Source organism: Amycolatopsis rhizosphaerae (genome assembly GCF_007713715.1).
GTDB classification, from domain to species: Bacteria; Actinomycetota; Actinomycetes; order Mycobacteriales; family Pseudonocardiaceae; genus Amycolatopsis_E; species Amycolatopsis_E rhizosphaerae.
Genome location: NZ_VJWX01000529.1, coordinates 1 through 4832, shown reverse-complemented (window position 1 = coordinate 4832; position 4832 = coordinate 1). Strand labels below are relative to the sequence as shown.

Genomic DNA, 4832 nt, shown 5'->3' with positions numbered 1-4832 from the left:
CCGGCGGTTGAGTCCCACCCTCCGGCGCCTGAGTTCCACGCTCGGGGCCGCGAGCGTGGAACTCAGGCGCGTGAAGGTGGGACACAAGTGCGTGAAGGTGGGACTCAGGCGGTCAGGCGGCGGGGAGGACGACGGTGACGGAGAGGCCGCCGCCGACCACGGGTTCCGCGGTGACCCTGCCGCCGTGGGCCTCCACCGCGGCCCGCACGATGGACAGGCCGAGCCCGGCCCCGGACCGGGCCGTCCGGGCCACTCCGGCCCGGCGGAACGGTTCGAACAGCTCGGCCACGGTCGCCGGATCGATCAGCCCGCCGGACGAACGCACGCGCAGCATCGACCAGCCTTCGCCCGGCTGCGTCACCACCTCGATCCAGCCCGAGTCCACGTTGTGTCGGACCGCGTTCTCCAGCAGATTGCCCGCGATGCGCTCCAGCAGCGCCGGATCCCCCCGCACCGGCGCCGGAGCGGTGTCGAACTTCGTCCGGATCCCCCGCTGCTCGGCCTCACCCCGCACGGCCCGCCACGCGCTGGACACCAGCACCGCGAGATCCGTCGGTTCGTTCACCATCAGCCCGGCACCGTCGGTGCGGGCGAGCAGCAGCAGCGAACCGACGAGATTGCCCGCCCGCTCGGTCGCATCGCGCACCACGGCGGCCATCCGGCGCAGCTCCGCCACATCGGCATCGGGGTCCGACAGCGTCACGTCCAGCTCGGTGCGGATCACCGACAGCGGGGTCCGCAGCTCATGACTGGCATTGGCGACGAAATGGCGCTGCGCCTCGAACGCCGCCTGCAGCCGGTCGAGCATCGCGTCGAAGGTGTGCGCGAGCTCGGCCAGTTCCCCCCTGGACTTCACCTCGCCGATGCGCTCGCCCAGCGACTCCACCGACAACCGCCGGGCGGTGCCGGTGATCTCCCGCAGCGGCCGCAGCACGCGCGAGGTGAACGTCCACGCCAGGATCGCGGTGGCCAGCACGACGCAGCAGAACGCGATCGACCCCGCCAGCAGCACCTTGTCCCGCGCATGCTCCTGCAGGTGCGCCGCCAGCGCCGCGGCGTCCACCTCCACCCCGTCGGCACGGACCGTCGTCCCGGGCGGCAGCTGCGGGAACGCCGCGACCGCGTCCCCGACCAGCATCCAGGCCAGCCAGAGCAGCACAAGGCTCACCCCGGCGGCCAGCCCCGTCGACAGCAGCGTGATCCGCGCGCGCAGGCTGTTCGCCGGCAGCAGTCCGGCGGCCCGCCTCACCCGTCCACAGGACCGGCGTTCGGTACCCGGTATCCCGATCCCACCACGGTCTCAATGATTCCAGGCTCGCCGAGCTTCTTGCGCAGGGTCATCACCGTCACCCGAACCGTCGTGGTGAACGGGTCCGCGTTCTCGTCCCACACCCGCTCCAGCAACTCCTCGCTGCTCACCACCGCGCCCTTCGCGGCGAGCAGCACCTCGAGCACGCCGAACTCCTTGCGGGTCAGCTCGATCGGGCCGCCGGCCCGCCGCACCGTCCGGCGCGCCGGGTCGAGTTCGACGTCGCCCGCGGTCAGCAGCGGCGGCGCGGCCGGAGTGGCCCGGCGGCCGAGCGCCCGCACCCGCGCGACCAGTTCGGGGAAGGCGAAGGGCTTGGCCAGGTAGTCGTCGGCGCCCAGGGAAAGCCCCTCGACGCGGTCGGACACGGTGCCGCTGGCGGTGAGCATCAGGACCCTGGTGAGCTCGCCGGAGGCGACGATCTGTTTGCACAGGTCGTCGCCGGACATGCCGGGCAGGTCGCGGTCCAGCAGCACCACGTCGTACCGGGTGATGCTGGCCTTCTCGTGCCCCTCGTCCCCGTTGAGCGCGATATCGACGGCCATGCCCTCCCGGCGCAGGCCACGGGCGATCGCTTCCGCGAGGGGTTCTTCGTCCTCGACTACCAGAATCCGCACGTCAACCACCGTGCCACAGTTTCCTGAGAAGCACCTGTACGCCACGCGCCGGGGCCTGTCCCCTATTCGGCGGCCTCCGGCTGACGCTCCCGCAGCAGGTTCGCCGTCCATTCGGTGACCTTGCGCGCCACGTCCTGGGCGGTCAGCCCGACGCGCCCCAGCACCTCCTCGCGGGAGCCGTGCTCGTGGAACTCCTGTGGCACCGCCAGATCCCGCAACGGCACATCGCACTCGGCGTCGCGCAGCAGTGCGCTCAAGGCGGAGCCGAAGCCACCGTGACGGCCGCTGTCCTCCACGGTCACCACGAGACTGTGCTGCCGCGCCAGCGCGACCAGCTCGGCCGGAACCGGCACCACCCAGCGCGGGTCCACCACGGTGACCCCGATGCCCTGATCGGCCAGGCGTTCCGCGGCCGCGAGCCCGAGCCCGGCGAACGCGCCGACCACGACGAGCAGCACGTCCTGCTCGGCTTCCTCGGCGGGCTTGGCCAGCACGTCGACCACACCGGTCCGCTCGACGGCGGGCACCGACTCGACCACGCTGCCCTTCGAGTAGCGCAGCGCCGTCGGACCGTCGGACACCGCCAGCGCCTCGCGCAGTTCCTCCCGCAGGGTGGCCGCGTCCCGCGGGGCCGCCACGCGCATCCCGGGCACCATGCCCAGCAGCGACAGATCCCACATGCCGTGGTGGCTGGGCCCGTCCGGACCGGTGATCCCCGCTCGGTCGAGCACCAGCGTGACCGGCTGGCGGTGCAGCGCCACATCCATCAGCACCTGGTCGAAGGCCCGGTTGAGGAAGGTGGAGTAGACCGCGACGACCGGGTGCAGCCCGCCCATGGCCAGTCCGGCGGCCGAGGTCACCGCGTGCTGTTCGGCGATGCCCACGTCGAACCAGCGGTCCGGGAAACGGTCGGCGAACTTGCCGAGGCCGGTGGAGCGCAGCATGGCCGCGGTGATCGCGACCACGTCCGGCCGCTCGGCGCCGATCTCGGCCAGCTCGTCGCCGAAGACGTCGGTCCAGCTGCGGCCCTTGGGCCTGGGCAGCCCGGTGTCCGGATCGATGGGATCGGTCTGGTGCATCTGGTCGGCTTCGTGGTTGACCGCGGGCGGATAGCCGTGGCCCTTCTCGGTGACCGCGTGCACCACGACCGGACCGCCGAAGGCCTTCGCCGACTGCAGGGCCCGCTCCAGCGCGACCAGGTCGTGCCCGTCGACCGGGCCGAGGTACTTCAGGCCGAGGTCGGAGAACATCATCTGCGGGCTGAGCGCGTCCTTGATGCCCGCCTTCGCCGCGTGCAGCGCGGCGTAGATCGGCTTGCCCACCACGGGGGTGTGCAGCAGCAGCTCCCGGCCCCCGTCGAGCACGCGCTCGTACCCGGGCTGCAGCCGCAGCGACGCCAGGTGCTCGGCGAAACCGCCGATGGTCGGCGAGTAGGACCGGCCGTTGTCGTTGACCACGATCACCACCGGACGGCCCGGTTCGGCCGCGATGTTGTTGAGCGCCTCCCAGCACATGCCGCCGGTGAGCGCACCGTCGCCGACCACGGCCACGGTGTGCCTGCCGCCCCCGGCCAGCTCGAACGCCTTGGACAGGCCGTCCACATAGGACAGCGCGGTGGAGGCGTGGCTGTTCTCGACGAAGTCGTGCTCGCTCTCGGCCCGGATCGGGTAGCCCGCGACCCCGCCGGTCTGCCGCAGGAGGTCGAAACCCTCGCGGCGACCGGTGACGATCTTGTGCACGTAGCTCTGGTGACCGACGTCGAAGACGATCGCGTCCCGCGGCGAGTCGAACACGCGGTGCAGCGCGATGGTCAGCTCGACCACACCCAGGTTCGGCCCGAGGTGCCCGCCGGCACGCCGGACCTTGTCGATGAGAAAGTCGCGGATCTCTCCCGCCAGCTGCTCGAGCTGGCTCAGCCTCATGCGCTTGAGATCGGCCGGCCCGTGCACGGACTCCAGCAAAGTCACTTTCCACCTCACCCTGTCGATCCGGGACCGTCCGCTCAGTTTACGGAGAAGCGAAACGGGCTCGCCGCTCCGCGCGGTGTGCGTCACTGGAGCGAAAACGGTCCGCTCGTTCACCCACCGTAGCGCCAGTGGGCGGCGGCAGGTGCGCCCGGCAGGGGCACGGACCCGCACGCCCGGTTCCGCAGACCGTCCACAACGGAGGGTCATGGCCGCTGTCCCACCGCGCGCCGTTCCACGGTCAGCCTGGCCCGCTCGGCGGCCGCGCGCCCGGCCCGCCATCCGCCGGCGTCGCTGCCGACGGCATACCGGCGCGTGCGGACCTTGGGGAACAGCTCGCGGAACAGCTCGCCGACCTCCTCCTCGCGCCGGGCGAGCACCGGCAGCAGGCGCTCGTCGGCCATCTGCTCCAGGCACCGCCGGCCGGTCTCGGCCAGGCGCTCCCGGATGCGTTCGGCGTAGGCCAGCAGGAACGAGTGCCGGAACGAGCGGGTGCGCGAGCGCCCGTCCCGGTGCGTGTGCCTGCCGGCCGCCAGCATCGCCTCCGTCGCCTGCACCAGCAGCGAGGTCGCCAGCAACTCGACGATGTCCAGGTCGGTCCCGTGCCCCACCACCACGACGAGACCCAGCCCCTGGTAGACCACCGAACGGCACCGGTTCGCCGAAGCCACCGCCATGGCCAGGGCCGACTTCGCCGTCAGGTACGGATCCTCCAGCCACAACCGCCGCGCCGAGCCCGTCCGCCCCGGGCCGGAATCGACCAGGGCCCGCTCGAAGGAGTAGCGGCTCATCAGTTCCTGTGCCTTGGCCGAAAGCGCCTCGGCCTCCTCCGGGAACGATGTCGACTCCGCCTTGGCCAGCAGGGCGCGAACCCGGGCCAGCATCTTCTCGTTCACTCCCGTCCCCGGCCGCGCGGGCGCGGGGGGATCGGGCAGCGCGGGCAAC

At 72.1% G+C, this 4832-nt stretch carries 4 protein-coding genes; all 4 read right to left on the bottom strand.

The genetic code is table 11. The features are described from left to right. Positions 1-112 precede the first annotated feature (112 nt). Positions 113-1249: a sensor histidine kinase gene (locus FNH05_RS32330; RefSeq protein WP_246128071.1), complete on the bottom strand. Its 1137-nt coding sequence runs from the start codon at positions 1247-1249 to the stop codon at positions 113-115. Continuing rightward, positions 1246-1923 (bottom strand): response regulator transcription factor, encoded by a 678-nt coding sequence (locus FNH05_RS32325; RefSeq protein WP_186382847.1) that lies wholly within the window; start codon positions 1921-1923, stop codon positions 1246-1248. Before FNH05_RS32325 ends, FNH05_RS32330 begins: the two co-directional genes overlap by 4 nt. A 62-nt stretch (positions 1924-1985) precedes the next feature. After that, a complete protein-coding gene (gene dxs / locus FNH05_RS32320; RefSeq protein WP_144592640.1) occupies positions 1986-3890 on the bottom strand; it encodes a 1-deoxy-D-xylulose-5-phosphate synthase in 1905 nt (634 codons plus the stop codon). Between the two features lie 203 nt (positions 3891-4093). Next, the coding region (locus tag FNH05_RS32315; RefSeq protein ID WP_144592639.1) for a DUF2786 domain-containing protein at positions 4094-4832 on the bottom strand (739 nt) is incomplete at its 5' end.